The 25,839-nt window shown below is 56.7% G+C and carries 21 protein-coding genes; 19 read left to right on the top strand and 2 right to left on the bottom strand.

Annotated elements, in window-relative coordinates:
* The first annotated feature begins 13 nt into the window (after nucleotides 1–13).
* From rpsA to JUE67_RS01090, 4 genes are all read left to right on the top strand, one after another.
* On the top strand, nucleotides 14–1,321 hold the full coding sequence (gene rpsA / locus JUE67_RS01105; protein ID WP_203625904.1) for a 30S ribosomal protein S1: 1,308 nt from the start codon (nucleotides 14–16) through the stop codon (nucleotides 1,319–1,321).
* A gap of 169 nt (nucleotides 1,322–1,490) precedes the next feature.
* Nucleotides 1,491–2,801, top strand: a complete 1,311-nt coding sequence (gene der / locus JUE67_RS01100; protein ID WP_203625902.1) for a ribosome biogenesis GTPase Der — start codon at nucleotides 1,491–1,493, stop codon at nucleotides 2,799–2,801.
* A 229-nt stretch (nucleotides 2,802–3,030) separates the two neighbouring features.
* Nucleotides 3,031–3,306, top strand: coding sequence for a non-specific DNA-binding protein Hbs (gene hbs / locus JUE67_RS01095; protein ID WP_125696865.1), 276 nt, complete (start codon nucleotides 3,031–3,033; stop codon nucleotides 3,304–3,306).
* Between the two features lie 563 nt (nucleotides 3,307–3,869).
* On the top strand, nucleotides 3,870–5,138 hold the full coding sequence (locus JUE67_RS01090; RefSeq protein ID WP_203625900.1) for a tetratricopeptide repeat protein: 1,269 nt from the start codon (nucleotides 3,870–3,872) through the stop codon (nucleotides 5,136–5,138).
* A 194-nt stretch (nucleotides 5,139–5,332) separates the two neighbouring features.
* Here JUE67_RS01090 and JUE67_RS01085 read toward each other — a convergent pair whose 3' ends face one another.
* Entirely contained in the window at nucleotides 5,333–6,211 is an 879-nt protein-coding gene (locus tag JUE67_RS01085; RefSeq protein ID WP_125696867.1) for a YitT family protein, read from the bottom strand.
* Nucleotides 6,212–6,310: 99 nt separating this feature from the next.
* Between JUE67_RS01085 and JUE67_RS01080 the strand changes: the two genes are divergently transcribed.
* From JUE67_RS01080 to JUE67_RS01060, 5 genes are all read left to right on the top strand, one after another.
* Nucleotides 6,311–7,489: a CCA tRNA nucleotidyltransferase gene (locus tag JUE67_RS01080; protein ID WP_203625898.1), complete on the top strand. Its 1,179-nt coding sequence runs from the start codon at nucleotides 6,311–6,313 to the stop codon at nucleotides 7,487–7,489.
* A gap of 66 nt (nucleotides 7,490–7,555) precedes the next feature.
* Nucleotides 7,556–8,017: a hypothetical protein gene (locus tag JUE67_RS01075; RefSeq protein ID WP_125696869.1), complete on the top strand. Its 462-nt coding sequence runs from the start codon at nucleotides 7,556–7,558 to the stop codon at nucleotides 8,015–8,017.
* An 886-nt stretch (nucleotides 8,018–8,903) separates the two neighbouring features.
* On the top strand, nucleotides 8,904–10,796 hold the full coding sequence (locus JUE67_RS01070; protein WP_203636928.1) for an ABC-F family ATP-binding cassette domain-containing protein: 1,893 nt from the start codon (nucleotides 8,904–8,906) through the stop codon (nucleotides 10,794–10,796).
* 18 nt (nucleotides 10,797–10,814) lie between these two features.
* A complete protein-coding gene (locus JUE67_RS01065; RefSeq protein ID WP_203625894.1) occupies nucleotides 10,815–11,768 on the top strand; it encodes a thymidylate synthase in 954 nt (317 codons plus the stop codon).
* A 61-nt stretch (nucleotides 11,769–11,829) separates the two neighbouring features.
* Nucleotides 11,830–12,321 carry a dihydrofolate reductase gene (locus JUE67_RS01060; protein ID WP_203625892.1) on the top strand — a complete coding sequence of 164 codons (492 nt, stop codon included), beginning with the start codon at nucleotides 11,830–11,832 and terminating at the stop codon, nucleotides 12,319–12,321.
* 304 nt (nucleotides 12,322–12,625) lie between these two features.
* On the opposite strand, the gene trhA is transcribed toward JUE67_RS01060, so the two are convergent.
* The gene (trhA, locus tag JUE67_RS01055; protein ID WP_125696883.1) at nucleotides 12,626–13,264 is read right to left on the bottom strand and encodes a PAQR family membrane homeostasis protein TrhA; all 639 of its coding nucleotides are present in this window, start codon (nucleotides 13,262–13,264) and stop codon (nucleotides 12,626–12,628) included.
* A gap of 253 nt (nucleotides 13,265–13,517) precedes the next feature.
* Between trhA and fakB the strand changes: the two genes are divergently transcribed.
* The 10 genes from fakB to JUE67_RS01005 all read left to right on the top strand — a co-directional run bounded on the left by fakB (nucleotide 13,518) and on the right by JUE67_RS01005 (nucleotide 25,510).
* Complete coding sequence (gene fakB, locus JUE67_RS01050) at nucleotides 13,518–14,360, top strand: DegV family protein (protein WP_203625890.1); 843 nt, start codon at nucleotides 13,518–13,520, stop codon at nucleotides 14,358–14,360.
* Nucleotides 14,361–14,575: 215 nt separating this feature from the next.
* Nucleotides 14,576–15,424: an SGNH/GDSL hydrolase family protein gene (locus JUE67_RS01045; protein ID WP_225877856.1), complete on the top strand. Its 849-nt coding sequence runs from the start codon at nucleotides 14,576–14,578 to the stop codon at nucleotides 15,422–15,424.
* Between the two features lie 8 nt (nucleotides 15,425–15,432).
* Nucleotides 15,433–16,134 (top strand): YpmS family protein, encoded by a 702-nt coding sequence (locus tag JUE67_RS01040; RefSeq protein ID WP_203625888.1) that lies wholly within the window; start codon nucleotides 15,433–15,435, stop codon nucleotides 16,132–16,134.
* Nucleotides 16,135–16,239: 105 nt separating this feature from the next.
* Nucleotides 16,240–16,758 (top strand): peptide-methionine (S)-S-oxide reductase MsrA, encoded by a 519-nt coding sequence (gene msrA, locus JUE67_RS01035; protein WP_203625886.1) that lies wholly within the window; start codon nucleotides 16,240–16,242, stop codon nucleotides 16,756–16,758.
* Entirely contained in the window at nucleotides 16,758–16,994 is a 237-nt protein-coding gene (locus JUE67_RS01030; protein ID WP_125696876.1) for a YozE family protein, read from the top strand. Before msrA ends, JUE67_RS01030 begins: the two co-directional genes overlap by 1 nt.
* The gene (locus tag JUE67_RS01025) at nucleotides 16,994–18,436 is read left to right on the top strand and encodes a S41 family peptidase (protein WP_203625884.1); all 1,443 of its coding nucleotides are present in this window, start codon (nucleotides 16,994–16,996) and stop codon (nucleotides 18,434–18,436) included. Before JUE67_RS01030 ends, JUE67_RS01025 begins: the two co-directional genes overlap by 1 nt.
* A 564-nt stretch (nucleotides 18,437–19,000) precedes the next feature.
* Complete coding sequence (locus JUE67_RS01020) at nucleotides 19,001–20,572, top strand: hypothetical protein (protein WP_203625882.1); 1,572 nt, start codon at nucleotides 19,001–19,003, stop codon at nucleotides 20,570–20,572.
* A gap of 4 nt (nucleotides 20,573–20,576) precedes the next feature.
* Nucleotides 20,577–21,590, top strand: coding sequence for a hypothetical protein (locus JUE67_RS01015; protein ID WP_203636927.1), 1,014 nt, complete (start codon nucleotides 20,577–20,579; stop codon nucleotides 21,588–21,590).
* Nucleotides 21,583–24,711 (top strand): SbcC/MukB-like Walker B domain-containing protein, encoded by a 3,129-nt coding sequence (locus tag JUE67_RS12650; RefSeq protein ID WP_225877855.1) that lies wholly within the window; start codon nucleotides 21,583–21,585, stop codon nucleotides 24,709–24,711. Before JUE67_RS01015 ends, JUE67_RS12650 begins: the two co-directional genes overlap by 8 nt.
* On the top strand, nucleotides 24,704–25,510 hold the full coding sequence (locus JUE67_RS01005) for a DUF2399 domain-containing protein (protein WP_203625878.1): 807 nt from the start codon (nucleotides 24,704–24,706) through the stop codon (nucleotides 25,508–25,510). Before JUE67_RS12650 ends, JUE67_RS01005 begins: the two co-directional genes overlap by 8 nt.
* Nucleotides 25,511–25,839 lie beyond the last annotated feature (329 nt).

The following is a 25,839-nucleotide window of genomic DNA, read 5'->3' as shown; positions in this document are numbered from 1 at the left end:
AGGATTTTTTGGCATGAGTGAAAACAACGTAACGAACGAGAACGCGGAGACGATGGCAGATGCGCTGAACAGCGTTGAGACTGTCCACGTCGGCGATACGGTCAAGGCTGAGGTCTTGGCAGTTGAAGACAAGCAACTGGTAGTAGGTATCGAGGGCACCGGTGTTGAGGGTGTCGTTCCTCTGAAAGAATTATCTACTCAGCCAATCGAAGATATCAACTCGGTTGCTAAAGTCGGTGACAAGCTTGATCTTGTCGTCATCTCCACGATCGGCAAAGACAAGGAAAACGGCCAATACCTGCTTTCCAAGAAGCGCGTCGAAGCGCAAAAGGTCTGGAAAGACATCCAGGCGAAATTCGATGCTGGTGAGACCATCACCGCACCGGTCACCAGTGTTGTGAAGGGCGGCCTTGTTGTCAATGCCGGCGTTCGCGGCTTCATCCCGGCTTCCATGGTCGAGGATCACTTCGTCGAGGACCTGGCTTCTTACAAGGGTCAAGACCTTGAACTGAAGATCGTCGAGATCGATCCGGCTGAAAACCGCCTGATTCTTTCCCACCGTGCGATCGTTGAAGCCTCCAAGAAGGAAGCCCGCAAAGAGATCTTTGAAAAGATCCAGCCAGGCGACGTGATCGAAGGTAAAGTTGCCCGTTTGACCAACTTCGGTGCATTTGTTGACCTTGGCGGCGTGGACGGTTTGGTCCATGTTTCTGAGATCGCATTTGACCATGTTGACAAGCCGAGTGACGTGCTCAAAGTCGGCCAGGATGTGAAGGTGAAAGTCCTCGCCGTTGACGAAGACCGCGACCGCATCTCCCTGTCCATCAAGGCGACCTTGCCGCAGCCTTGGGACAACATCGAAACTGAAGCCCCAGAAGGCAGCGTCCTTAAAGGGACCGTTAAGCGCCTGACCAGCTTCGGCGCATTCGTTGAAGTCTTCCCTGGTGTTGAAGGTCTGGTCCACATTTCCCAGATCTCTCACGAGCACATTGAAAAGCCGCAAGATGTTTTGGCTGAAGGCCAGGAGATCGACGTTAAAGTCCTTTCCGTTGACCCGACCCAGCACCGTCTTGCCCTTTCCATCAAGGCTTTGACCGAAGCACCGGCTGGTTCTGAGAACCACGAAAACAACAACAGCAACAACCGCGGTGGCAACCGCAATAGCAACCGTGGTGGCGAAAGCCGCGGTCGTCGTGGCGGTCGTCGTGAAGAGCACACCTCCATCCCAGCTGAATACCAGCAGGATGACTCTGGCTTTACCTTGGGCGATCTGATCGGCCAACAGCTGAAAGACGCTGCAAAGGGTAACGACGAAGACTAATTTTCGCTGAGACCGTACAACAAAGACCGGGACAAACCAAAAACGGTTTGCGCCCGGTTTTTTTGAGGGTAAAGGCCGAACTACGGGCACCAGGCAAGGGCCAACTGACTTGCCAAGGCCTCGTGTTTTGCCCAGCGCCCTCTGACCCAACTCAAAGGAAGTGAACCCTATGGCATTACCAACACTTGCGATCGTCGGCCGGCCCAATGTCGGCAAATCGACGATCTTCAACCGCATTCTCGGCGCACGTGTCTCCATCGTGGAGGATACCCCTGGCGTGACTCGTGACCGTATTTATGGCCGCGCGCAGTGGCTGGGCAAAGACTTCGCCGTGATCGATACAGGCGGGATCGACATGGGCGACGAGCCACTGCTCTCCCAGATCACCCAACAGGCGGAGATCGCCATCGAAGAAGCAGACGTGATCGTCTTTTTGACTAGTATCGAAGGTGGCGTCACCGATGCCGATGAAAAGGTGGCCCAGATTCTTTACCGCGCCGATAAGCCGGTCGTGCTTGCCGTCAATAAAGTCGACAACCCAGAGCGCCGCCAGGATATCTATGATTTTTATTCCCTTGGCTTCGGTGAACCCTATCCGCTGTCTGGGGCGCATGGCATCGGGCTGGGCGACCTGCTCGACGCCGTGTTCGCCGCATTTCCGGCAGAAGGCACCGGCGATGAGGATGACCGCATCAAGTTCTCCTTGATCGGGCGGCCAAACGTCGGCAAGTCCTCTCTGGTCAACGCGATCCTAGGCGAAGAACGCGTGATCGTGTCCAACATCGAAGGCACCACCCGCGACGCGATCGACACCAAGTTCACGGACAACGGACAGGATTTTGCGATGATCGACACGGCCGGCATTCGTAAGCGCGGCAAGGTCTATGAAAATACTGAAAAGTATGCCGTCATGCGGGCGCTGCGTGCGATCGACCGCTCTGATGTCGTCCTGGTGATCTTAAACGCCGAAGAAGGCATCCGCGAGCAGGATAAAAAGGTCGCGGGGTACGCCCATGAAGCCGGACGCGGAATCATTATCGTCGTCAATAAATGGGATACCATTAAAGACAAAGATAATCACACGATGCAGGAGTTCGAAGCGCACATTCGGGACGAATTCCAGTACTTGGATTACGCGCCAATCATCTTTGTGTCAGCGCTCACAAAGCAGCGCCTACGCAACTTACCGGCGATGATCGCGACGGTTTCTGAAAATCAGAATCGCCGGATTCAAAGCTCTGTGCTCAATGATGTGCTGATGGACGCCCTGACCGTGACCCCAACGCCGACGGTCAATGGGAAGCGTCTCAGAATCTATTACATGACCCAAGTAGCGGTCAAACCGCCGACATTTGTGGTTTTCGTCAACGATCCGGACATGTTGCACTTCTCGTATGAGCGTTTTCTCATAAATCAGTTGCGCCAAACCTTCGATTTCTCCGGTACGCCGATCCACTTGATCGCGCGAAGTCGCAAGTGACGGGGCTTTGAGGCATTTGTCTCAAAATCGTCGCTTTCAAAGGAATATTTTCAATCAATAACAAAAATACTTTTCTAAATACGAAAAATCCTTGCTACAACGGGCTTTCTGTGCTATCTTTAACGATGAAATGGTGATACCGCTTTATCATTGTTTCCTCATTCTTGAGAAACTCAGGGTGGGTATATTTAGATGGTCCGCCATCTAAATCAACGGAGGTGAAATGACTATGGCAAACAAAGCAGAATTGATCGAAAACGTTGCTACCACGACGGGCTTGACCAAGAAGGACGCAACCGCTGCAGTCGATGCAGTATTCGGTTCCATCCAGGCTTCCTTGGCTAAGGGCGATAAGGTACAACTGATCGGCTTCGGCAACTTCGAAGTCCGCGAACGCGCAGCCCGCAAAGGCCGCAACCCGCAAACCGGTGCTGAGATCGAGATCCCAGCATCCAAAGTACCTGCATTCAAGCCTGGCAAGGCACTCAAGGACGCTGTGAAGTAGTCTCCTTGAAGCAATGATAGGTTTACTTAGACCGAGTCCTCAAGGGACCCGGTTTTTTGTACGCGAAAAAATAGCGAGCGAGTCGGGGGCGTGTAGACAAATCGCCTAGATAAGAGATACTTTGCGTCTGAAGACGGCTGGAGCTATGTTAGAGCCTGGATACAATGCGATTCGTTGGTGTTGACCTAGGATTATTTCTCGCTGTCGTTACCCATTTGTGATCAGGCAGTACTGACTGACGAAAACTGTAGTGCTGGATGTAGGGTGGGCTCCGGCCAGAAACGGCTCGCTTCGCATGTCTTGGCGTAAGGCATACATGCCTGACGCCAAGAGCAAGCCCCCTCGTCGTTGTTAGCGGCTGTGCCGCTTACAACGAAAGTGAGCTTTAAGACCGCGACCTTTGCGGGCTTAAAGTCACTTGTCCGCTCTACTCCGGTCGCCAGCCGATTTCTGGCCGGAGCCCACCCGGGTGTGACATCTTACCTAGACAGCGTCGTTGCAGAACACAATTGTCGACAGCGCCGCAAGAGACGGGTAAACTAGTTTGAGCGGAGGTGCAGACGATGAGTTATTCAGAACAAATGCTTGATGCGCTCGAAAGCGGCGACATGGCCAAGGCGCGTGATGATTTTCAACAAGTCTTGGCACATGACGATGACGAGACAAAATATAATCTAGCCGGGGAGCTTTACGCGCTTGGCTTCACCGGCCAGGCGCAGCGGCTCTATGAAGAGTTGCTGGGCAAATACCCGGACGAAGACGACATCCGCACATCGCTGGCGGACATTGCCACATCTAATGGCGACACAGATAAGGCGCTGAAATACTTGAGCGAGATCTCGCCCGACAGCGACGCCTATGTCCAGTCCCTGATCGCGGCTGCCGATGTTTATCAGACCCAGGGGCTTTATGAGGTCAGTGAACAGAAACTGCTGACGGCGGCGCGTTTGGCACCTGATGAGCCGATCATCACGTTTGCGCTGGGCGAGTTGTATTTTGCCTGGGGGAAGGATGAACAGGCGAATGCGGCATATTCCCAGCTGATCAGCGAAGGCGAGGAAACGATTGCCGGCGTCGACATTCTCGCCCGGCAGGCATCCACGTTGGCTAATCTCGGCCAGTACGAGGAGGCCATCGACGCCTATGAAGCCGTCGCGGAAGGCGCGCTGACCATTGACGAACGATTTTCCCTCGGGAGCCTGTACCTTCAGCTTCAAGAATATGGGAAGGCGGCGAAAATTCTGCAGGATGTGATCGACGCGGACAGCAGTTATGCCAATGCCTACTTGCCACTGGCCCAGGCGTTGCGGCAGGATCAGCGCGAAGACGCGGCGTTGACCGTCGTGCAAAATGGGGTGGCGGTGGATGACACCAATCCGCAACTCTACCTCCTTGGGACGCAGCTGGCCTTGCGCGCGGCCGATACCGACTTGGCGAAACGCTATCTGCAACATGCGCGCGAGATCGACCCCGAAGACCAGACGATCATGCTCGCTTGGAGCAATCTTCTTCTGCAAACAGGCGAGGATCAAGCCAACATTGATTTCTTGTCGGCAATCGACAATAGCGGGGACATCGACCCGCAGATCTATTGGAACTTGGCGAAGAGTTACGATCACCTCGATCAGGTGGAAAAGGCGCGTGAGAATTATCTCCTGGCGTTTCGCCCATTCCAGGCTCAGCCGGACTTTTTGCACGACCTGATCGATTTCTTCCAGTCGACAGGGGCCACCGCCGAACTCAAGGCCGCTTTGACGCGCTATCTCGCGTTGGTGCCGGATGATGATGACATGCAGGCCCGGCTGGATGAACTCAACGACGAAGCCGACTGACCTACTTTTGAAACCGAATCAAGTCGGGCTTCGCCGAGCAGGGGTGGAACATGTAGTCGTCCAGGTCACCCGATGGCCAAGGACGCCATCAACCGCCCGGGCTGAACTACCTGTCCACCCCTAAACGCTCGCCTGCGCACCCTGAATCAAAAAACGATCCGCGCGCGTCTGCGTCGGGTCGTTTTTGCGTCTTATTATAAATGAAAAAGTTTGCGTGGTTTGCGTTTATACGTGAAGCCTTCGCCTAGCGCCTCGTGCACATCGATGATGGTGACGAACGCCTGGTCATCGAACCGGTCGATGATCCGTTTGACCGCCGCAATCTCAGTTTGCGCAACAACCGCGTAAACCACGTGTTTCGGGTCATGCGCAAAGCCGCCTTCCGCATTCAAGAAGGTGACGCCGCGTTCGAGCTCGGCCATGATCGCAGAGGCAATGGGCTGCGCCTGATCCGACACGACCAGCACGCCCTTGGCCGCATAGGTGCCTTCCTGCACAAAGTCCACGATGCGAGAAAACACGTAAGAGGCGACCAGCGTGTACATCATCAATTCCAAATTGAGGTAGGACAAGCTGGCGGTTAAGACCACCACGTCGAAAAATAGGAGCGACCGGCCCATCGGAATACCGGTCTGTTTTTCCAAAATGCGGGCGATCACATCGGAGCCGCCGGTGGTGCCGCCGCGGCGGTAAATGAGCCCGCTGCCGATGCCGCCGAACAGCCCGGCCAAGATCGCAGCGATGAACAGGTCGTGGTGAATGTTAAGGGCGACTGGAACGCGCTGCCAAAGCCAAAGCCAAAAGGACAACATGACCGTGCCGTAGATGGTATACGCAAGCGCCTTTTTCCCGAGGAAGCGGTAGCCGACCAGAATCAATGGAATATTCAAGACGATGGTCGAATACGCCGGATCGATGTGCAGCCAATAGCGAATGATCAACGTGATCCCCGTGATGCCGCCTTCCGCCAGGTGATTGGCGATATTGACCGTCACCAACCCAAATCCATACAGCGCACAACCCAGCGCGATCAATAAAAGATCCAGCGCTTCCTGTTTTTTGATCCAGCGCATGCACCCACCTCCAATTCCCTTCATCATACCAGAATTGCCGGCATTCTTGGAACAAATGGGCTGGATTTGCTATGATAGACCAGAAAGCGGGGAAGAAGTATGCAGATCGATCTGAGTCATCCTGATTTTTACAACGCGCTGCCGCTGTTGCGGCAGATCGAGGCCGCGGGGTTTGAGGCCTATTTTGTCGGCGGAAGCGTCCGCGATGCGCTGTTGGGCTTGCCGATTCACGATGTCGACATAGCCAGTTCGGCGTATCCTGAGGAGATCAAGCAGATTTTCCGCAAAACAGTGGATACTGGCATTCAACATGGCACGGTGATGGTCCTCGATCATGGGACTGGCTACGAGGTGACCACGTTCCGCACCGAATCGACCTACCAGGATTTTCGCCGGCCGGACCACGTGACCTTTGTGCGCTCGCTGGAAGAGGACCTCAAGCGCCGCGACTTCACGGTCAATGCGCTGGCGGTCAAACAAGATGGCACCGTGGTCGACCTCTTCGGCGGCCTCGACGATTTGGCGGCGCGGCGGCTGGTCGCTGTCGGCAATGCCCATGACCGCTTCCATGAAGACGCATTGCGCATGATGCGCGCCGTACGCTTTGAAAGCCAGCTCGATTTTGCCATCGAGGCGCAGACCGAAGCGGCCATTGCCGAAAATGCGCCCCTGTTGGAAAAGATCTCCATCGAGCGCATCGCCAGCGAGTTCACCCGCCTCCTGCTGGGCATCGCGCGGAAAGCCGGCGTCACGACCTTCCTTGAGACCGGCCTGTTCAAGTACGTGCCGAACCTGGCGACAGAGGAGGTGGGGCTGCGCCATTTTGCGAGCTTGTCGGACGCCCAGCTGCCGGATGCCGAAAGCGCGTGGACCTTGCTGGCGACCTGCCTGCAAGTGGACGCGGGAAAAATGCTGCGCGACCTGAAACAGGCCAACGCGCTGATCAGCCATGTCCAGCATGCCACCGCATTAGTGGGGGCATTGCCGAACGCCACTTCGCTGCAGCTGTTTGACGCCGGCGCCGAAGCCGTCGCGACTGCCGCTGTGGTACAGCCGTATCGCCAGCCCGATTTTGATGCGGACGGGCTGCTTGCGCGCTACCAAGCCCTGCCGATTCACAGCGCCAAGGACCTGACAATCAGTGGCCAGGACCTGATCAAGGCGGGCATGACTCCCGGCCCGCTGTTGGGCAAAACGTTGCGCCACCTGACGGAACAAGTCGTGGCCGACGCCATCGAAAATGAGCCGACTATTTTGTTACACGCGGCGTTTGCGTAGATGTCCGAAAGCCCTTCCGAGTGTGGTAAGATAGCAATGTAAGCACATTCAGAAAGGATGAGGACAATGGCTGAAGAGCACGTGTTCCAGCAATTAGTTTTCCATTTTCGCAATGGCGACGAGTGGACGATCTCGCACAAGGAGTTGGCCGACATCTGGATCAGCCGGGTGACGACGAGCTATGGCCGCATCAACGGCGGCAACATTCAAGAGATCCATCCATGTAAGAGTTTCAAAGTCGAGATTCTGCCGGAAGCCGACCACGTCAAATCGACCGACATCAACACCGGTTCCTTGGAGCTGGGCATGTTCGGCCGCGCCACGAAGTACCAGGACATCGAGAAAATGGATCTGATCTTCGATGAAGAGGAGACCAAGCAGATTCAGATCTACTTCCCATTCAAGCAAAAAGACCCAAGTGGCCTCGACAATGCCTATCAAAGCAGTAAAGTGTCCCAGCACAACGGTCACCTGTACATCGTGATCGATGCCGAGCGCACCGTGGACGATGATTACCCAGAGATCTAATTCCAGACGCCATTTACCTTCGCGGTAGATGGCGTTTTTTCGTGTAAAAACAACGGCGTTTTGACCCGCATGCGACGTGTTTCTTCTATTATATAGACACCCGTTCCCACAACCGCAAAATGAAACGAGCGTTCTGGTTAAAAATAGTGGTCAGAAAAATAACGACGTGGTAAAATGCTCTCAGGTAATTTACCAGCCCGCAGCGATGCGAGCGGCGCCGGCTTCGACCGCCTGTGATGTCTGCAGCATCTCAGCCGCGTTTCGTCGAGACCGGCGTCCTGGGGGCTTTATTTTCTCAGCCGTTTGTTTTCCGTGTGAGTACAAAATGGTCAGTTCGGGTCCGGGGGGGCTCTCCGGACTGATCATTTTTTTGTGGGGAAGGAAGGGACACCCTAAATGAAGGTGGTGCTCTTGGGGAAGGTGCTAGAAAAGGCTCGGATGCTTCAAAATTCGGCGCGCATTTGCACGGTGTAAAAAGCATGTAAGTGGGGAGAACAAGTATGAGCGTTTAGAGGCTGGTGTGCTGATTAAGACCCGAGCTCACAAAGGTTGGCGTGTGAGGATTTAGGGTGCTTCAAGGCTGGATGTGAGGGTGGGCGCCGGCCAGAAACGGCTCGCTTCGCATGTCTTGGCGTAAGGCATAAATGCCTAACGCCAAGAGCAAGCCCCCTCGTCGGTGTTAGCGGCTGTTGCGCTTACACCGAAAGTGAGCTTTAAGACCGCGTACTTTGCGGGCTTAAAGTCACTTGTCCGCTCTACTACGGTCGCCAGCCAGTTTCGGCCGGCGACCACCCGGGGGCATGCATAAGCCCAACCACGCCTATCGCCCGGTTGCGCCACTCGATTTCATGGTACACTAGAACCAGCATCAGGAAACGAGGGCATTATGCAGACATTGACCGCGACTGGCGTCAGCAAATCCTATGGCGCAAAAAAATTATTCAGTGACCTAGACTTTTTGATCGAGGAAGGCGAACGCATCGGCCTCATCGGCGTTAACGGCACAGGCAAAACGACCTTGCTCAACGGCCTGTCCGGCGTCGACCCATTCGACAGCGGGTCCGTGACCACACCGAAGAACTACCGCATCGCCTACTTGGCTCAGCACCCAGCCTTGGCGCCGGACCAGCAGATCATGGACGCCGTGTACGGGGGGACTGCGCCTGTTTTTGCGGCGATTCGCCGCTATGAACAAGCGCTGGCGGCCTATACCGCTGCGCCGACTGACGCCGCGCTGCAGGATGCTTACAGCAAAGCCGATGACCAAATGACCCAACTGGACGCCTGGCAGGTGGAAGTCGACATCAAGACGATCTTGACCCAGTTGCACATCACCGACCTGACGCAGACTATTGGCTCGCTATCCGGTGGGCAACAAAAGCGTGTGGGTCTCGCGCAAGTCTTGATCGAAGCGCCGGACCTGTTGTTGTTGGATGAGCCAACCAACCATCTGGATTTTGACTCCATCGCCTGGCTGGAGCAGTACCTTGCCAAGTACAAGGGCGCGCTGATGATCGTGACCCATGACCGCTATTTTCTGGACCACGTCACCAACAATATCTGGGAGCTCGACCGCGGCCGGCTTTTCCGCTACACGGGCAACTATGAGGCCTATGTCGAGAAAAAAGCGGACCAGGATGCCCGCGACGATGCGGCCGCGCACAAACAGGCCCAGCTGTATCAACAAGAGTTGGCCTGGATGCACGCCGGCGCCCAAGCCCGCTCGACGAAGCAAAATGCGCGCATCGCCCGGTTTGAACAGTTGTCCGATGACATCAAGGAGCGCCCGAGCGCACTGGGTACGGTCTCGATGCAGGTGGCCGGCACCCGGCTTGGCAAAAAAGTCATCGAGTTTGCCCATGCCGATCTGAATCTGGGCGACCATGTGCTCCTCCGCGATTTTTCCTGGCTGGTCCAGCCCGGCCAGCGCATCGGCATCACCGGCATCAACGGCGCCGGCAAATCCAGCATGCTCAACGTCATCGCGGGTAAGCTGCCGTTGGATGGCGGCACCATCAGCATCGGCGAGACCGTCCAGCTTGGCTATTACACCCAGCTCGCCCAGGAGTTGCCCAACGACAAGCGCGTGATCAATTACCTGCAAGACGCGGGCTCGGAGCTCGTGACGGCCAGCGGGGAGCGCATCGCGGTGGTTCAGCTGCTGGAGCAATTCCTGTTTCCGCGCAGCATGCATGGCGAGCTGATCGGCAATCTTTCTGGTGGGGAAAAACGCCGCCTGTTTTTGCTCAACATCTTGATGCATAAACCAAACGTCCTGCTCTTGGATGAGCCGACCAACGACTTGGATGTGGCCACCTTGACCGTGCTGGAAGATTATCTCGATCAATTTCCGGGTACCGTCATCACCGTGTCCCATGACCGCTATTTTCTCGACAAGACCGCGGACCGGCTCCTGATCTTTGAAGGCAACGGCCAGATCGAGCGCTACGTCGGCGAATTTTCCACCTATCTGGAAAAACAAGCGGAAGCGGCGGCAACCGTTGCCGCGCCGGTCAAGGCCAAGCCTGTCCCGAGTGCGCCTGCCGCGCCGAAAGTGAAGACGAAGCTGACTTACGCCGAGAAGATCGAGCATGATGAGCTGCAGGGAAAAATGGATGCGCTGGATGATCAGATCACGGCGCTTAAACAAGAAATGGCCGGAGTCCCGGGCAGCGATTATGTCCGCCTCGGCGACTTGCAGCATCAGATCGATACGGCCAACGAGACGCTCGACGCGATGTTTGACCGCTTTGCCGCACTGGATGAATACGAGAACTGATTTTTAGGAGGGATCCCCATGGCGCTTGAACAACCTTATCTGGATCTGTGTCGCCAGATTCTTGACCACGGCGACTTTAAGGAGGACCGCACCGGCACCGGCACGCTGAGTCAATTCGGCGCGCAGTTGCGCTTTGATCTGAGCGAAGGCTTTCCGCTTTTGACAACGAAAAAAGTCGCGTTTGGTCTGATCAAAAGTGAGCTCCTTTGGTTTTTGCATGGCGACACCAACATCCGCTTTTTGCTGCAACATAAGAACCACATCTGGGATGAATGGGCGTTTCAAAAATGGGTGACGGATCCCAGTTACGATGGGCCAGATATGACCGATTTTGGCCGCCGCCACCTGAGCGACCCGGCGTTCAACGAGGCCTACCAGGCGCAAAAAGCACGATTCGATGACCTGATCTTGACCGATGAGGCGTTCGCGGCAAAATTCGGCGACCTCGGCAATGTCTATGGCAGTCAGTGGCGGGCCTGGCGCACCAGCACCGGCGAAACCATCGATCAGCTCGGGGATGTGGTCGAGCAGATCAAAGTGAATCCGCATTCCCGCCGCCTGATCGTGTCGGCATGGAATCCCGAAGATGTGCCGACAATGGCGCTGCCGCCGTGCCACACGTTGTATCAGTTTTACGTCAATGACGGCAAGCTTTCCCTCCAGCTATACCAGCGCTCCGCTGACATGTTTTTGGGCGTGCCGTTCAATATCGCGTCGTATGCGTTGCTGCTGAGTCTGGTCGCGCAAGTCTGCGGCCTCAAGCCAGGCGTCTTCGTGCACACATTTGGCGATGCGCATATTTATAAAAATCATCTGGCGCAGATCGAAGAACAGCTCAGCCGCACCCCGCGCCAAGCGCCGACCTTGCAGCTGAACCCGGCGATCACGCGCCTCGAGGATTTCACGATGGCGGATCTCAAGGTCGTTGGCTACGATCCGTATCCTGCGATCAAGGCGCCAGTCGCGGTGTGAGTCGTCTGCACACAATTTTTCCAAGCCGCGCGGTATACTGAACGAAAAAGGGGGAATCGCAATGATCGCATTTGTTTGGGCACAGGACCACACCGGCTTGATCGGCGAAGAGGGTCACTTGCCATGGCATTTAAAGGACGACCTCGAATTATTCCATCAGGTGACAAAGGGGCAGTTGGTCGTGATGGGCCGGCGCACGTATGAAGGCCTGCCCAAGCGGCCACTGCCGGCGCGCACCAATATCATCCTGACCCGTGATGCCGACTATTCGGCGCCAGGCGCGGTGGTCCTTCATTCGCGCGCGGACGTCTTGGTCTATGCCAGCACGCACCCGGAGCTGAATTTGATGATCGTCGGTGGCGCGCAGATCTTCACACTTTTCAAAGACGATGTCGACACGCTGCTCGTGACCCGCATTGCCGGGACCTTCACGGGGGACGTGCGCATGCCGTCGCTGGACTGGGCGCAGTTTGAGCTGAATTCCAGCCGCCATGTCGCCAACGCGGATCCCGCCTTGGCACATGATTTTGAGCGGTGGGATCGGAAACACTGATCGATATTGCTGGATGCGAATGAAGCGGCCTCGTTTGTGGGGCCGCTTTTTCAATGGAAAAAAGTCGGCGTACTTCCGGTATGCGGATTTTGACTGTAAAGGGGGGCAACGCAGATCTGCATACCGGGAGTACGTCGATTTGCTTGGATCAACAATGGCACAAGTGTGTTCGCAATCTCCGAGATTGGCTATCTCAATTCTCTGCCCGAGTTTCCAAGGAAGACACAAAAGAGGCCAGCAACAAAATCGTCGCTGGCCGTTTTGAATTCGGATAATTATCGTGGTCCTGATCCGTGCAACGCCCTCAAACAAACAGGTAGATCGACGCATACATGCACGCCGAGCCGATCATGACGAACAGGTGCCAGATCACGTGGATGTAAGGAATTTGGCGCTGCGAGTAAACGACCGCGCCGACTGTATAAGCGACGCCGCCTGCGACCAGCAGCCAAAAGCCCCATGGCCCCATGTGCGCCCACAGCGGCTGCATGCCGATCAAGCACATCCAGCCAAGGATCACATAGATCGCGGTCTCAAAGCCTTTTAATTTACCAAGGAAAAAGCATTTGTAAAGGATGCCAGCCAGGCACAACGCCCAGATCGCGATCAAGAGGCCAATGCCCAGGCCCCCGCCGATCGCGACCAGGCAATAGGGGAGATACGACCCGGCGATCAGGATGAAAACACCGCTGTGGTCCATTACCTGCAGGATGTGGCGCGCCTTGGTGAAGTAAAACCCGTGAAACGCGGTCGAGGCGGCATAAAGCGTGATCAGCGCCAAGCCGAAGCCCAGAAAACTGATGATGCGAAGCGGATCACTGCCGGCCTTTGCGACCAGCGCGACGGTGCCGACGATCGACATGCCCAGCGCCGTCGCATGCGTCGTGGCCGACATCATCTGATCATTGAATGTGTAATATTGCGAATGCGATTTCAGCTTCATCTGCATCTTCCTGCCTCCATTGACCGTGTTTCTGTTTTGCAAGTTCATGATACCACGAAGATGACGGTTAGACAATTACATCTAGTCTTTAAAACTATATTAAGTCGACGTGCCAAGACAATGTGGAAGAGTCGTGTCATTTCATAAGAATTACATCTGGTTTTTAAAACGACATCATTTGATACTGACAAAGAGAACCGATTTTGCTATACTGTTGTTAAGCTATTTAACCGGAAAGAAAGCGTGGTACTGTATGGCTAAAATCAAACTTGTGACCGATTCGTCCATTCAATTGACGCCAGAGGAGATCGAGACCTGGGACATTACCGTGGTGCCGCTGACCATCATGATCGACAGCACCGTTTACGTGGATGGGGAGACCATCACGCGCGATGAGTTCATGGACAAAATGGCGGCGGCTTCCGCTTTGCCGAAGACCTCGCAGCCACCGATCGGCACCTTCCTTGATGTGTACGATAAGCTGACCGAAGATGGCAGTGAAGTCCTGTCTGTTCACATGCTCGAAGCCATTTCGGGCACGGTCAACTCCGCGCGCCAGGCAGCCGAGATCTGCAAGGGCAACGTCACCGTGATCGATTCCACGTTCACGGACCGCGCGCTGGCCTTTCAGGTGCTGGCCGCTGCTCGCCTGATCAAAGACGGCAAGACGATGCCCGACATTCTCAAGGCGATGGCCACCATCCGTGATCACACCACCCTGGTTCTCGGCGTGTCGACCCTCGACAACCTGGTCAAAGGCGGCCGCATCAGTCGCGTGTCAGGGATGTTGTCCTCACTGCTCAACATCAAGGTAATCCTGCAGGTCGCAGACGGGGAGCTCAACGCCTTGCAAAAAGGCCGCGGAACCAAGACGCTGGTGAAGTTCGTCGATAGCGTCGCCGACAAGCTCAAGACAATGACCGACGTGAAGGCGATCGGCGTTTCATACGCTGGTGGCAAAGCGATGGCCGAGGAGATCGCGGCCAAGCTCCGCGCGGCGGTGCCTTATGTGGAAACGATGCTTCGGCCAACGGATCCCGTGATCGCCACGCACACCGGTGACGGCGCCTTTGCAATCATGTATTACGTGGGCTGATTCGCAATAAATAGTCTGGGACAAGAGACAATTTTGTTCCGGACTATTTTTATGCGAAAAATTCGGCCACGGCGAGGCCTCAACAGCGCACGCATGCCCGGCCGTTTCTGCCGATTTTTCCCACAAAAGGGATAAATCTCGCTTCCAGTCTGCCCACCGACCCGCCAGTTGCGTTACACTAAGTAGATATATTAATAGGAAGGAAGTCTGCCATCTTGAACTGGCGAAAACCACTGAAAGAAGTCGCGGTGCTTGTTGTTGCCGCATTGGTCGCGGCGGTCGCGCTACAGCTGACCTGGCCCGGGGCGAAAACGGAAACACTGCACGGCCAAGTTGGCAGCGTCAAAGAAATGCGGGTGGCCGCAGTCGGCGACTCCCTGACGTACGGGGTCGGGGATGCGACCGGATCCGGCGGGTATGTGGCCTTGCTGAAGGCGGACCTGGTCAGCGCCGGCGATTACGACGTGAGCACCACGAATTACGGGCACAGCGGCGACACGTCCAGCCAGATCATGAAGCGCGTCGTCGAACAAAAAAAGCTGCGTGCCGATATGAAAAAGGCCAATATCATCACCGTTACGGTGGGTGGCAACGACCTGATGCATGTGCTGCAAAATCATTTTTTTGATATCACCAGCAAGGATATCGCCACCGGTAACACCGCGTTTCAAAAACGGCTGGCAAAGCTGCTTACGGAACTGCGCAGTCTCAACGCCGATGCGCCGATCTATGTGTTCGGAATCTATAATCCGTTTTATGTCTATTTTCCGCAGATCACCGCGATGGAAGACAGCGTGAAGTCGTGGAATAAATCGACCCAACAGACGATCGATGGCTTTAAAAAGATTCATTATGTCGATATCGATAGCGTCCTGTCCGATGGCGGCACGCAAGACACCACCAAGTCCGCCAAGCCGAGTCTTGAAAAAGCGGCGGAAGGCGATGACGATGCCAATCCGCTGATCTTTGACCAGGATCATTTTCATCCGAATAACGCGGGCTATGCGGCCATGACCAAGCAGCTGTGGACCGTGATGCAGGATACCGCAAAGGAATGGGAGTAACAGTTACAATGGAAGAAACACGTCAAACGCGCAAGCAAAATAAATCGCAGGCCGCAAAGCAAAACAAGAAGCAAAACGCGACGCAGCCCGCTGGTACCGGCGCTGGCAAACCCGCGCGGCGTCCAGGCGGCTGGTGGAAATGGCTGGCGCTCGTGCTGATCGGCCTGATTCTCGGCAGCGCGATCTGGTTCACGGTGCGGGTCGCCGCGCCATATGAAACGCCGACCAGCCAGACCACCACGGCGAAAACGGCCACACAAAGCGAGCCCGCCTTCACCGTTGACCTGACGAAGCGCCAGGTCAACTCGATCATCAGCTACTATCTGAAGGATTATCTGAAATCCAGCACGATCAAATACACCTTGACCGTTGGCGACCACGCCGTTTTGGCCGGCAACTTCAAGTTTTTCGGGGCGACCGTGAAGTTTTCGCTGTTGTTCGATCCGCTGGTCAAAGCCAACGGGGATGTCGAGCTCAAGGCCCGTCAGCTCAACGTTGGCTCGCTGTCCGTGCCGGTGGAATACGTGCTCGGCTATGTCGGCCGCACGTATAAATTGCCGAAATGGGTCAGCCTGAATAACAAGAAGGAAACGGTCGTGCTAGAATTGAGTAAATTCGAGATGGCCAGTGGCATGAAGATCAAGGCCAACAAGCTGGATCTGACGCATGACGCGATCGAATTTGCCGTGTACCTGCCGGCGAAAAAGTAAGCGGGTCTCGGGTCTTCGCAGTCGCTAAATCAGCCTGGTCGCCGATGAGGCCCAGGCCCGGTCGTCCCGCACACACGCGCCTACCCATACTGAGGAGAGAGAAAAATGTCTGAAACTGCGATTTTTGCCGGTGGTTGCTTCTGGTGCATGGTCGAGCCCTTTGAGAGCCAGCCAGGCATCATCAATGTGTTGTCCGGCTACACGGGCGGGCATGTGGCCGATCCGACCTATGAACAAGTGAAAAGTCACACCACCGGCCACACCGAAGCGGTCAAGATCACCTTTGACCCGGCCGTCATCAGCTACGCGCAGCTGGTTGAAGTCTACTGGGAGCAAACTGACCCCACCGATGCGATGGGCCAGTTCCAAGATCGCGGCGACAACTATCGCCCGGTGATCTTTGTGCAAAATGCGGCCCAGCGCGCCATTGCCGAGGCGTCCAAAAACGCGCTGGTCGCCAGTGGCCGCTTCACGGACCCGATCGTCACCACGATCGAAGACGCCAAGCCATTTTACCCGGCTGAGGACTATCACCAGGAATTCTACCGTCACAATCCGCGGCGTTATGCGGCAGAGCATGCCCAGCGCCAGTCGTTCATCGATGCGAACTGGAAGGAGAACTAATGCGCCAGACTTTTTATCAATACCTGATGACCAAACGCAACCCCAATGACCATGGGGAGGTCGCGAATTTTGCCCAGAACGCCTTTTTGGACCAGGCCTTTCCCAAACAGGCGACGGATTTCGAGGAGCTTTCCTCATATCTGGAATACAACGGCAATTACCTGCCGAGCATGGACATTTTCGACAGCGTTTGGCACGACTATCTCTCAGACGAGCATGAATTAGGAGGCCGCTGATGGCTGATAAGAAAAAACATCGCAGTATCCAGATTCCGGCGTGGCTCCTTGGCGTCGGCTTGGCAGGCGGACTTGCGGCAGGCGGCGTCATCGGTTACGCCGTTGCCCCAGTCACGCAGCAGCAGGCCGCGACCGTTGTGACCGGCGTGCCAAAAGAGCTCCAGTCCGTCGTCACCACGTACGCGACGATTCAGGCCAGCTATTATAAAAATGTCAAAGGCTCGACCCTGGCCAATGGCGCGATCTCCGGCATGCTCAGCAGTCTCAACGATCCGTGGTCCGAGCTGCTGGTCACCGACGACAAGGCCGACCTGGATTCGACCCTGTCTGCGACCTTTGGCGGCATCGGCGCGACGATTCAGGATACCGGCAAGCAGCTCTTGATCGAAAGCATCATGCCGGACACCCCCGCGAAGAAAGCGGACCTGCAAGTCGGCGACCAGCTGATGGCCGTCGATGGCGCCTCGGTGGTGGGCAAGTCGTCCAGCGAAGCCGTGGCGAAAATTCGTGGCAAGGTCGGCACCAAAGTCAAGGTGACCATCAAGCGCCATAACAAGCTCATGACCATCGAAATGACGCGTGCGAAGATCACCACCGACACCGTGGCGTCCGCCCTCAGTCCGGAAACCAAAAAAGTCGGCGTCATCACCATCGCCACCTTCTCCGAACCGACTGCCAACCAATTCGAGGAGGCGGTGAAGAAGCTGCGCAAGGAAGGCGCGACATCCTTCGTCATCGACCTGCGCGGCAATCCAGGCGGCGAACTGACGGCTGCCCTGTCGATCGCCTCGATGTGCCTGAAGGACGGCAAGACCATCGTCCAGATCCAGCAACGCGAAGGGGACCCAGAGATCGACAAGGCCAGTGAAAAATTGGACGGCGGCTTCAAAGTCACCGAACCACTCGCTGTTTTGATCGATGGCAACTCCGCCTCGGCGTCCGAGATCCTGTCGGCGGCGCTCAACGAATCCGCCGGCGTCCCGCTGATCGGCCAGCAGAGCTACGGCAAAGGCCTCGTGCAAAATGTCGCCTCGCTCAGCAAGTCCGCTGAGATCAAGTTGACCATTGCGAAATGGCTGACGCCGGATGGCAACTGGATCAACAAAAAAGGCCTGACCCCGACCAAGAAAGTAGCGTACCCGGCCTATGCGACCATTAACGCCATCAGCGCGACCTCGCTGAAACCGGAAGACGAAAGCTCGGACGTGCGCAACATGCAGCAGATTCTCACCGCGCTCGGCTACTTCAAAGGCACCACCAACGGTTTCTACGGCCCAACGACCGAATCTGCAGTCAAAGCCTTCCAGAAAGCGGAAGGCCTGACCCAGACCGGCCTCGCGGATCAAAAGACCATCACCCAACTGATGGGCCGCCTCTCCGCCAAATTCCAAAGCGACGACCCAATGATGAAGGCCGCAGTGGAACTGGCCGGAAAAGAATAGCGGAAGGTTGCTATAAGTCAGATGCACCGTAATGCACGTTGAACGGGCGCTGAAAGTGAATATGCTTCTCAAGAAGATCTGGCTGCGTGCGGCCGGATCTTTTTTGGGTGGGGAAGAAAAACTCTCAGCACGATGCGATGGGAGAGTGGATGCTTGAAGCAACCGTGACCGATGAGGCCTGAAGAGATTGCGGTCTCGAGATTTTTAATCATCCCTGATACCATTAGCATCCATCGGCGTTCGGAATTGCATTGACTGAGTTGCTAGATGCTCGATCATCTCTTCAAAGACTCAAACTGAGGGGGGCTCCGGCCAGAAACGGCTCAGCCCCCTCGTCGGCGTTAGCGGCTGTGCCGCTTACGCCGAAAGCAAGCTTTATGACCGCGAACTATGCGGGCATAAAGTTGCTTGGGAGCGTTCCAGCCAATTTCTGGCCGGAGCCCACCCGGGCGTTTTCACGAATCCGTTTGAACCGCGATGCCACGCAAACAATTTGCCATCCATCCTGCAATCTCCGCGCAGATTGCGTATGATACTAATAGAAACAAACAGGAGGAATCCACATTGGCGCATGCACTTTCAGATCAACTCTACGCCCTGGTCAACGCCATGGCGCTTGGCCGCAGTTCCAAACATCCGCTGGCCGGCTGGCAAGTCCTGACGATCCTGTACCACGATGGTGCCAGCGCAGAGGAGGCCATCACGCTGCGGTATCTGCTGCGCACCTACAACAACGAATATCGCCAACCAGACGAGGAAGTGATCTCGCTTGACGGCTTGCGCGGCATCTTGGCCGTCTTGATCGACGAGGTCCAGCTCGTGGAATCGACCTCGCGGATGATTCGCAAACGGCTGGCCAATGGGCGTTTTCGCATCAGTCAGACCGCGGTCTACCGCATCACCAGCGCCGGCATCGCCTTTTTGACCGCGATGCAGCGCGTCATCGATGCCGAGACCACCGTGGTCGCTTCAACCAAGCGCATCGACGAGTTTGTCGCCGATGTGCATTTGATGCGCGATCGGGTGCAGTGGGAGACCAGCACCGAAGCGTTTTACACCCGCTTTGGCACGATGATGGAAGCCTATCATGACGTGATGAACGGGATGCGCAAACTCGACATCGACCTGCGCGAGATCGCGACGGACCTATCCTTCAGTCATGCGGGCGACGTCGCCAAACATCTGCAGGCCATGCTCCACGAACAGGCGGTGCCGGCTTATCAAAAATTGCAACAGTTGGCTCCGGCGATCGTGCGCATGGGACGCGACGAGGCGCTGGTGGCGGCTTTGGCGCTCAGTTCAAAAGGCCTTGGGAGCATCGATGTTCATGAGGCGACCAGTGACGAAGAGGCGAAACTCGTTGCGCGCCGTGAGCTTGAATCCGCGATCAAGCGTCAGCTGCAGGGCATGGCTCAGAGTTTTGAAGGCACCACGACGGCCATTCAAAGCAGCATGGATTCCATCTACCTGCTTTTCAATACGCTGTGGGAAATGATCAAATTGTTGACGGCCGAATACGACCACGTCCAGCGCCAAACAGTCGATATCAAGACCTTGACCACCTCGATCGACGCGTTGCTGGCAAAAAGCGCGCATCTTGTGATGCCTGGACAGCTGCCCCGTCATCTGCCGCTGGACCGGCTGACCGAGGACCAGAAAAACGCGATCGCGGTTCTGCCACCGAGTGAACAGGCGGCCGCCACGGCGGAAATGGCGACGGCCCTACGCACGGATCTACTTGAGGCAGGGGCGATGCCGGCAATTCGGCGCGCGCTTCAAGACGCCGAGGTGAAGACGTACACCGAGGCGGACAACCCGCAATTGGTCGATGGTGAAGATCTTGCATCGGGCATCGAAGCCGGCCAGGCGGAATTCCGCGACTTGGTGATGGTCGATGACGCACATGGTGAGGTCAGCCGGCCACTGATTTTCCAGACTAAATGGGCCCGGGACCAGACCGTGTTTTTATACAGCGCGACGAATTATGCGGACCCGCTCGCCTTTGCGGTGGATGGCCGCCAGCTGACCGAGGCGACGCCACTTCCCGACAGCGGCCCCGTCCAGCTTCAAGTGGCCGGTGAAGCCTTTGCCGTCGAGTTGCCACATGGCTTCGCGTTCACATTTGAAAAGGGGTGACCACATGCCTGGTTTACGGAACACGGAAAAAACGATCATCAACCAATTATTTGATCAGGAGATGTTCACCAGCACCCCGGCCGACCATGAGACCGCGGCGGCCAAAAATGCGCGCGAGGCGTACAAGCGCCCAGAGACCCAGCGGCGCATCAATTATTTTCTGCGGGACTTGATCGGGACGACCCCACTGAATTTTCAAGACGACCTCCTGCTTTTGACGGGGCCGGGCCGGCTGTCGCAATTTGAGGTGCAGGTTCTTTTGGCGACGCTCAAGGCGGTGATTAATTCGCCTGAGATGCAAGATGTCACTGGCGATGGCGTGGTGGATTGCCTCGCCATCGTCACCACCGTGCAGAGTCAGCTGCCCGAGCACACGGCGCGCGAGGTCAGAAAATGCATCGATGACCTGTTCGTCACGCGCTTTCCACTTTTTGTGCCGGATCGCCCGGAAATGGATGCGGGCGAGGCGGAAACGGAGATCGAGGAGTATTGGGATGTCTCGCCGGACTTTCTAGCGGAGGCGCAGAACCTGGTCCTATTTTTACAAGCGCAAGAGGACCCGGCCCCAGTCACGGCGAGCCAACGTGTGAATCTTTTTTTGCTGAAGCACGCGTATCTGGCGGCCGCCGCCCAGCCTGAGCTGTGGCAAACGCTGCTGGCCAATAAAATTCAGATCGAAGCGCAGTGGCGCCAGCTGGATCGATTTTACCTGGAGATCGGCGACGATTACGCGCTGCTCTTAGACGCGAACCGGACGCCATTGCGGTCGCGGCCTTATTTCATTGCGGCGAAGGTGGCGCAGACGCTGGGGCAGGGGCTGCCTGATGCGGCGCTGAATGGGCGGATCCGGTCGATCGGCAAGCAGCTGTATCCGCGCGCCGAGGTCGCCGCGATTCTAGTACGCCAGGCACTGGGCGAGAACGCATTTGCCTATCAACGCGATGATTTTTGGCTGGCGACCCCGCTGGCTGGGCGGTTGAAATTGGTCTTAGACGAGCAGGAGAATTTCGATGACTGAAACGGCAACTGATTTTTTGCACCCTTGGGATTTTCACCTGCGCGACTTTGGCCAATATGTGAAGCTGGATTTTGCCGCTTCGGAGACTGGTAACGTCACGCTGCTGGGTGAAAATGCGGTGGGGAAGACGACACTTGCGAACGCCTTTTTCCCCGTGCTGGTGGATGGCTCGATCGCCACGCCATCTTTTAATTCGGCGAAAGATACCGACAGTGTGGGCCGAAGCGACACCCCGCACAGTACCGCGCGCGATAAGCGGACGTTCAACTCGATGCTGCTGGGGTGGGGCAAAGGCGCCCAGCAGATTCGCACCGGGTATGCCTACATGCGGCTGCGGTCCAGCCAGCGCGTGGTGACGCTGGGCATCGGGGCACATCGGCAGGCGGACGGGCGCCGCGGCCAGACATGGTGGTTCATCTTGATTCAGGATGATCCAAATGCGCCGCTGACGCTGGTGACGACCGATGTGGCCGGCCGGGGCCTGGACCGCGATGCGTTTGAGATCGAGAACATGGCGTTTGGCGATGAGCTGAAAGTTTTCAAAGACTGGGAGGCCTACCGCAGTTTTTCGGCGCGCGAGGTCTATGGCTTTGAGTCGGGCGAGGCGCTGGGCCGGCTGGCAAACGCGTACCGCTTGCTGGCATCGCCGATCTTGACCGGTGGCAATGCCCGGTTTGCGCCGATTCCAAACGCCTTGCGTGAGGCCCAAGAGCCGATCGATTTTGACCAGATCATTCGCCCGCTTGCCGAAAGTCACCGCGACCTCAACCAGATGCATGCGATGCGCGCACGGATGGCCGACGCCAAGCAGCGCCTGGTGAAAATGCGTGAGGATCTGTTTTGGGGCAACCTGAATGCGCTCAAGTCGCCGACCCTCAGCGATTACGCGAAGGCCATCAATCAGCGCGACCAAGCGGCAAGCGCCATGGGTCATGCGCAGGCGGAGATCGAGGCGTTGACGACCCAGTTGGCATTGGTCAACGCGCAAGTCGCGCAGCAAAAAGCGCAGGTGGAGGCTCTGCGTGATGCGCTCGCCGCGCAAAAGCAGATTGCCCGCTCGCGTCACGAAAAACAACAGTTGATTGCCCGCCTGCGCCAATCACTGGCTGAACTGGAAACGCGGCAAGCGCAGATCAGCGAGCTGGATCAGGCAATTGCTGCGCTGAAGGCCCAACGCACCGAATTGGCCGAGCAGCGCCAGACCATCGAGGCAGGCCCGCTTGCCGAATTGACCGCCAAGCTCCATGCGGCCTCGGCTGGCCAACACGACCTGACCGATGCCCTGGCGCAAACGGATCGCGCGGCGTTGGCGGCGGCGTTTTCCGCCTATCTGGAACGCTACCGGCTGGCGGTGAGCGACGCGCAACACCTCGAACAGACTCTTTCGCAGACCACCAAAGACGTTGGCCTGGTCCAGGGGATGCAGGGGGCGATGGGGCTGGCGATCGACAAGCGCGCCGTTGGGTTTGCCAGTCGCGCCAAGGAAGGGCTGCATCAAGACAACAACGAGATCCACGAGCGCGGCGTGGCCGAAATGAACCAGGACGCAGCGACGATCATCGCGGCGCAAAAGACGCTGCATGATCAGCATCCTGATCTCAAAGCGATGCTGGCGGCGCCCAACCATCTGTCTATGTTGGAGATCCAGGCGAAAGACTTGCATGCGCTACTTGATCAGCTCGCCGACCTGACGCGCCAAGACGCGCAGCTGGCCAATCAGCTGACCGCCAAGCAGGCCAGCCTGGAAACGTTGACCAAGAATCCACCTGCCGACACGGCTGAGGCTCTGCAGACCCAACTTGAGGCGGCCGAGGCGGAACTGGCGGCGCTGGCCCTAGATGAAACCTTGCCCGGGCAGTTTGCCGCGGCACAACAAGCACTCGATCAGACGCAGGCCCAACAAGTTGATTTTCAGAATCGGCGCACCCGCGCGCAAAGCGAACTCGATTTTCAGACAAAAGCTTTGGCCGAGGCAAAAGACGCGTTGACGGCCCTGACCGAAACGCTCAATGCGGCCATCAAGATGCTGGCCCATTTTTCCCCGGCAGACTTGCCGATCGCGGATATCCCCGCGTTGCTTGAGGTCGCGCACCGCTTCAAGAAGCGCATCGACACCAATCGCAGTCAGGACCTGCCGCTGAAAATTCGCACCGCCATCGATGGCACGAACAAGCAGGGCCACGACGAGGAGACCGCGCTCGACACGCTCTTTGAGTTGCGCGGGTACCAGGATCTGGCGACGCGCCTGCATCGCGAGACCGTTGTGTACCAAGGCGTCCTGATCACCATGCCGATCGACCTGGCGAAAACGATTCAGCTTTTGACGGACGACCTGGCCGGCATCGATGAGGCGCTGGCGCAATTGACCACCGGCAATGAAATGGCATTTGAAAATTATTTGAATGCGGCCATCACAAGCGTCGATCACCAATATGAAGATGTGCAGACTTATAACAAGATGCTAGAGGAAGTCCAGACCGCAGACGGCATTCGGCTGATGATCTCGCTTGTGCCCCAGCTCGGCTCGGCCAGCGAGGCGATCAAGGAAGTTCAAGGCGCCGAAAATGATGACTTGCCCGAACTGCGAAAATTCGTGCGGACCTTGATCGACAATCTGGTCCATGACACCACGATCGGAAGCGGCGATGAGGCGGCTTATTTTGCCAAAGCCAGCGAATTGCTGGATACGCGCTACTGGTCGCGGTTTCAGGTCGAGATCTTCCGCAAAGACAGCGACACGCCGGAGCTCGTGGATGACGCCTTCGTGCAATCGGGCGGCTCCGGTGCGGAAAAGGCGCAGGCGATGGTCTTGCCACTGCTTTTGGTGCCGAAGATTCGCCTGGCCCGCGCCAGCAAGCCCGATGCCCCGCATCTCGTGATGTTCGATGAATTTGCCGACAAACTGGATCCGGAAACGGCGCGTGTTTTCACGAAAACAATCGCGCGGTTTGGCTTCAATTTCATCGCCACGATGCCAACCGGCGGGCAAAACAAGATTCTCGCAGACGGCGTGACCAACGGGGCCTATGAGGTGTTGTCATCGCCGCACAAGCGCAAAAACGAGTTCCATCCCAATCAACTGCTGAAGGTCGCAACATGGAAGGAGCGCCAAGATGACTGATTATCGGGCCGCGTACGAAGCCGCAACCGGCCATCCGGTCCCGCCCGAAGCAGCCGGGTTGGACGTGCTTTTTGCCAAGATCAGTGCCGGCGAGCCCTTGCCGCCGCGGGGCCAGCAGGCAGTCGATGCCGGTTTGACCGCGCATTCACTGAACGACGCAAAAGAGGCGCCGGCCGTTTTCCACTATTATCAGTGGGTGCTTGCGCATTATTTTGCGGATGGCCAACTCAACGAACTGTCGGCGAAACTGATCGGCATGGCATTCACGGCCGCAAATATTTTTCAAACTGAATTGCCCCAGCCCTTGACGCTCAACCCTTGGCAGATCGCGGCAATGGCGAATTATCCGCTGGCGACGACCAAGGCTGTGGTCGTGGAAAACAATGGGGTGTTTGTGTTGTTGCACACGCTGCACCCCACCTGGCCGCTGATCGATCAAGGCGGGAACGATTTTCAAAAAGCGTATGTGGCCCTGATGCAACAATTGGTTGCGCGGGGCTTGCGCTTGGCGTATCTCGGCGACCTCGACAGCGAGGGGATTCGCATCGCGGACACCTTGCTGGGCGCGTTGCCGCGTGATTCGGGGCCCGATTTTCTCAGCCTGCAGACGCCGCAGCGGGTCCTGCAGTGGATCACGGATCGCGGCCGGGTAGATGCCGGGCGGACCGGGGACCGACGCATCAGCGATCCGACTTTGCAAACTGAGCTGGCGACGATTCGGTTTAGCGGCAAATTCGTGGAGCAGGAACAGCTGCTCAGTGAGTACGAGGGGCTGATTGGGGACTGGCTGAAGGACTGAACGGGCAGGTAGGCCACTCAATTGCCGCGTACTCTCGGTATGCGAATGTCGATATTTTTTGGTGAAAGGTAAGAATTGGCGTAGCCGGGGTATGCGCGTGTCGATTCCCATGGGGGCGTGTGAGGAAAAGTAATGTGATGGGGTCACACTTAACTGGGGCTTGCCAGGTGGGGCGGCTCGAAATTCGCGTACTGGAGGGAGGATGCGGATTTCGATTACTGGGGCGTGCGGAGATAAAATGTGACAGCATCACACAAGTCGAAGACGCCCCGGGGGCGTGCGGACCACGGGACCGCGGATGTTTGGTTTCTGGACTAAAAGAGACAAAT

It is taken from the genome of Lacticaseibacillus mingshuiensis (genome assembly GCF_016861785.1).
Taxonomy (GTDB): Bacteria; Bacillota; Bacilli; order Lactobacillales; family Lactobacillaceae; genus Lacticaseibacillus; species Lacticaseibacillus mingshuiensis.
Note: the sequence above shows the minus strand (reverse complement) of the source record. Positions and strands in the feature narration are given on the sequence as shown.